This window comes from Actinoplanes sp. ATCC 53533, from assembly GCF_003947245.1.
Window position 1 is genome coordinate 1 of the sequence record NZ_QHHV01000323.1, and the last position, 4,152, is coordinate 4,152.

Annotated in this window: 6 protein-coding genes and 1 pseudogene; 5 read left to right on the forward strand and 2 right to left on the reverse strand. The window is 70.3% G+C overall.

Annotated elements, in window-relative coordinates; all coding sequences use genetic code 11:
* Together mscL and DMB66_RS55560 are read right to left on the reverse strand one after the other, a co-directional pair.
* Nucleotides 1–243: large conductance mechanosensitive channel protein MscL (gene mscL, locus DMB66_RS55555; protein WP_125812097.1), on the reverse strand; the 243-nt coding region annotated here is incomplete at its 3' end.
* A gap of 84 nt (nucleotides 244–327) precedes the next feature.
* Nucleotides 328–681: an anti-sigma factor antagonist gene (locus DMB66_RS55560; protein ID WP_125812093.1), complete on the reverse strand. Its 354-nt coding sequence runs from the start codon at nucleotides 679–681 to the stop codon at nucleotides 328–330.
* Between the two features lie 164 nt (nucleotides 682–845).
* Here DMB66_RS55560 and DMB66_RS55565 point away from each other — a divergent pair, with 164 nt between their 5' ends.
* The 5 genes and pseudogenes from DMB66_RS55565 to DMB66_RS55585 form a co-directional block, all read left to right on the forward strand.
* Nucleotides 846–1,715, forward strand: a complete 870-nt coding sequence (locus DMB66_RS55565; RefSeq protein ID WP_125812094.1) for an STAS domain-containing protein — start codon at nucleotides 846–848, stop codon at nucleotides 1,713–1,715.
* A gap of 4 nt (nucleotides 1,716–1,719) precedes the next feature.
* Nucleotides 1,720–2,145, forward strand: a complete 426-nt coding sequence (locus tag DMB66_RS55570; protein ID WP_125812095.1) for an STAS domain-containing protein — start codon at nucleotides 1,720–1,722, stop codon at nucleotides 2,143–2,145.
* 23 nt (nucleotides 2,146–2,168) lie between these two features.
* On the forward strand, nucleotides 2,169–2,561 hold the full coding sequence (locus tag DMB66_RS55575; protein WP_125812098.1) for an anti-sigma regulatory factor: 393 nt from the start codon (nucleotides 2,169–2,171) through the stop codon (nucleotides 2,559–2,561).
* Nucleotides 2,558–3,589 (forward strand): ATP-binding SpoIIE family protein phosphatase, encoded by a 1,032-nt coding sequence (locus DMB66_RS55580; protein WP_125812096.1) that lies wholly within the window; start codon nucleotides 2,558–2,560, stop codon nucleotides 3,587–3,589. The genes DMB66_RS55575 and DMB66_RS55580 overlap by 4 nt, the downstream gene beginning before the upstream one ends.
* A pseudogene (locus DMB66_RS55585) lies at nucleotides 3,586–4,152 on the forward strand (sensor histidine kinase); the annotation flags it as partial. The gene DMB66_RS55580 and the pseudogene DMB66_RS55585, both read left to right, overlap by 4 nt.

The following is a 4,152-nucleotide window of genomic DNA, read 5'->3' on the forward strand; positions in this document are numbered from 1 at the left end:
CGCCGCGGTCAGCACGAAGGTGATGACCGCATTGATGAAGGTCGCGTAGTCGAACGCCACCGCGCCGACGGTCCACTTGCCCGCCGTGGCGCTCGTGTTGCCACCCAGCAGCTGGATCAGCGGCTTGAGGAAGGCGTTGGTGAACGCCGTGACGACCGCGGTGAAGGCGGCGCCGATGACGATGCCGACCGCGAGGTCAACGACGTTGCCCCGCATGATGAAGTCTTTGAAGCCTTTGAACATGGACAAGAGTCACTCCTGCGCGTGAGCCGGGGATCGCCGGCCAGCAGTTTCCCACGCGGGTCAGCGACAAACCAGGTGATCCACTCAGTCGAGCGCGGGCGCCTCGGCCGTGACGGCCTCGTCCACAGTCGGGTAGGTGTGCAGCACCTCGACCAGGCCGCTGACCTCAAGAATGCGCAACACCCCGCGCTGGGGGGCGGCGAGCCGCACGACGCCGCCGGCGTCGTCGGTGCTGTTCTTGGCCCGTACGAAAACCGACAGTCCGGTGGAGTCGCAGAACGATACCTCGGCGAGGTCGAAGACCAGCCGGATGCGGCCCTTCTCCAGCAGGTCGCTGATCTGGTCCTGGAGCTGCGGCGCGGTGGCCATGTCGAGTTCACCGGCAACCGACACGACGACCATTTCGCCGCGCTGTTCCGTTTGTACCGTCAGGGACATGCAGGACCTCCAGATGTAGCACGAACGCTACTCCACGGCGGGGGGAGCGCGCAGAACCGGGGAGCGGTTGATGCCGAGACTTTAGTTGGCTTACGGCAAGTAACGAAGAATGCGGTGGTAAAGTCCGGCCGTTCCTCGGACATGTCGACAGCTGGGAGGCGGCGGTGGCGTTGAGTACCGACGAGGTGGGGCGCTTCGCCGGCCTGCTGGAGGCCGACGGCGAGGCTCTGACCGCCGCCTGGACCGACGCGGTGTCCGCCCTGCTGCGCGGCCGGCTCAGCCATGCCGAGCTGCGCCGGCAGGTCGCCGATCTGCAGAGCGCCTTCCAGTCGGCGCTCTCCGGCGGGGCCACCGACCTGGAGTCCGACGCCGCGGGCGAGCTGCGGGCGCTGCTCAGCGAGCTGTCGAACACGCGCGCCCGGCAGGGTTTCACCGCCACCGAGACGGCGGTCAGCGTCTTCGCCCTCAAGGACGCGGTGCTGACCGTTCTCGACCGGGGCGCCGCTATCGACGCGGCTGTGCTGCGTGACTACGTCGCCTTCTCTGCCTTCGTCGACCGGGCCGGACTGTTCACCTTCGACACCTATGTGCGGGCGCGCGAGGAGCTGATCTCCGGTCAGGCCGAGCAGCTGCTCGAGCTCTCCACCCCGGTGGTGAAGCTGTGGGAGGGCGTCGTCGCCGTGCCGCTGGTCGGCACCCTCGACTCGGCCCGCGCCCAGGTCGTGATGGAGCGCCTGCTGCAGACGCTGGTGGACACCGGATCGCCGTACGCGATCATCGACATCACCGGGGTCCCGGCCGTGGACACCCAGGTCGCCCAGCACATCCTCAAGACCGTGGTGGCCGCCCGGCTGATGGGCGCCGAGTGCATCATCTCCGGCATCCGGCCCCAGATCGCGCAGACGATCGTGGCGCTGGGCATCGAGTTCGGCGACATCGCCACCAAGGCGAGCCTCGCCGACGCGCTCCGGCACGTCCTGCGCCAGGCCGACGGCAGGCCTGCCCGGCGCGGTGCCGGACGGCGGGAGAGCTGACCCGATGGAACGCGTACCGGTCCTGAAGATCGGCGACATCCTGCTGGTGTCGATCCTGATCGACATGGAGGACCAGGTCGCCCTGCAACTGCAGGAGGACCTGGCCGACCGGATCGTGGAGACCGGCTGCCACGGCGTGATCATCGACATCAGCGCCCTCGACATCGTCGACTCGTTCGTCGGGCGCACCCTGGCCACCATCGCCTCGGTCTCGCGGGTGCTGGACGCCGAGACGGTCGTCGTCGGCATGCGCCCGGCGGTGGCCATCACCCTCGTGGAACTGGGCCTGTCGCTGCCGGGCATCCGGACCGCGTTGAACGTGGAACTCGGCATGGAGCTGCTCGCCGGTGAGCGGGTCGTCGACTTCATCGACGACCTGATCGGCGACGACCAGGACGACGCCGACGAGGCCGTCGTAGCCCCGTCGTGACGGCCGGGGGCGACATCGCCGGGATGGAGCGCCTCGCCATCCGCTCGGACCAGGACGTCGTCCGGGTCCGCCAGCTTGTCCGCACCCTCGCCGTGTCGGTCAAACTCTCGCTGGTCGACCAGACCAAGCTGGTCACCGCCGCCAGCGAGCTCGCCCGCAACACCCTGGTCTACGGCGGCGGTGGCACCGCCGACGCGGGCCGGGTCGACAACGGCCGGCGCATCGGCATCCGGATCGTTTTCGCCGACCGGGGACCGGGCATACCCGACCTGGAGCTGGCGCTGACCGACGGCTATACCACCGGCAACGGCCTGGGTCTGGGCCTCAGCGGGGCGCGTCGGCTGGTCGACGAGTTCGACATCGACACCGAAGTCGGTCAAGGTACGACGATCAGTGTGACGAAGTGGTGCCGATGAGCGGAGGCGCGGTGGCGTCACTACCCGAGGGACTCCTCGACGCGGGAGTCTGGTTCCGGGTGGAAGCCGCCGGTACGGCCGCCACGGTCCGCCGGGCCGCCGAGCGGCTCGCCACCGAGCTCGGCATGCCCGAGGCGCGCATCGCCGACCTCGCCATCGTCGTCACCGAAGCCGTGAGCAACCTCGTCAAGCACGCCGACGAGGGAATGCTGCTGGTGCGCGCGGTGCGCGTACCGGACCGGGCCGGGGTGGAGATCCTGGCGCTGGACCGCGGCCCCGGGATGGCCGATGTCATCCATTCCGCCGGCGACGGACACTCCACCGCCGGCACGCTGGGCATCGGCCTCGGCGCCATGGTGCGCCAGTCGAGCTGGTCCGACCTGCACTCCGTGCCCGGCAAGGGCACGGTCATGGCCCTCCAGTCCTGGTCCGGCGGGACGCCGCCGCAGGCCTGGGCGGCCGGGCTGATCCGCCCGCTCACCGGCGAGACGGTCAGCGGCGACGGCTTCGCCGTGCGCGAGGCCGAGGGACGCCGGCAGGTGCTGGTCTGCGACGGGCTGGGGCACGGGCCGCTCGCGTACGCGGCCACGCAGGAAGCGGTCCGGGCCTTCGCGAGCGCGCCGGCCGGCCCGCCCGCGGTGGTCGTGGAGGCGCTGCACCGCAAGCTCAGTCACACCCGAGGTGCCGCGGTCGCCGTCGCGGAGCTCGACCCCGTGGCGGGCCTGGTCCGCTATGCGGGCCTCGGCAACATCGCCGGCACCGTGCTCGGCCCCGACGCCGGCCGGCGCGGCATGGTCTCCCTGCCCGGCATCGCCGGCCACCAGCGCCGGCTGCTCCGCGAGTACGACTACCCGCTGCCGCCCGGCGGGATCGTCCTGATGCATTCCGACGGCGTCGTCGATCGCTGGAATCCGGCCGATTACCCGGGCTTGCTCACGCACTCACCGCAGGTCATCGCGGCGACCGTGCTGCGCGATGCCGGCACCCGGCGGGACGACGCCGTCGTCGCCGTGGCGCGTGTCTCATGACGACCCTCGATCCGCTGGTGCGCACGCGGATCCGGGTGGAGCAGGATGTCTTTGTGGTTCGTCAACTGGGTCGCGAGGTCGGCCGGCTGGTCGGCCTGGAGGCCCAGGACCAGATCCGGATAGCCACCGCGCTCAGTGAGGTCGGTCGGTTGATGGTCGCCGCGGGACGCGACACCGAGGTGGTGTTCGCCGCGGCCCGCGATGGGGTACCAGCACTGACGGTGAAGCTGGAGCATCCGGGGCCAAGGGACGCAGTCCAGCTCGCCGCCCAGTTGGTACAGGTCGGACGCCTGGTGGACTCGATGGAGGTAAGGGATGGGGAGATCGGAACTGTCGTGCGGATGTCACGTCGACTCCCGCCGAGCGCGCCGGTCCTGAGTCCCGACCGTATGGACGACATCCGTGCCGAACTCGCCGGCCACGTGCCCGGAACCCCGCTCGACGAGCTGGCGGTGCAAAATCAGCAGCTCATCACGACCCTGGACGAGGTACGGGCCCAGCGCGACGACCTGGCCCGGCTCAACGCCGAGCTGGAGGAGACCAACCGCGGCGTGATGGCGCTC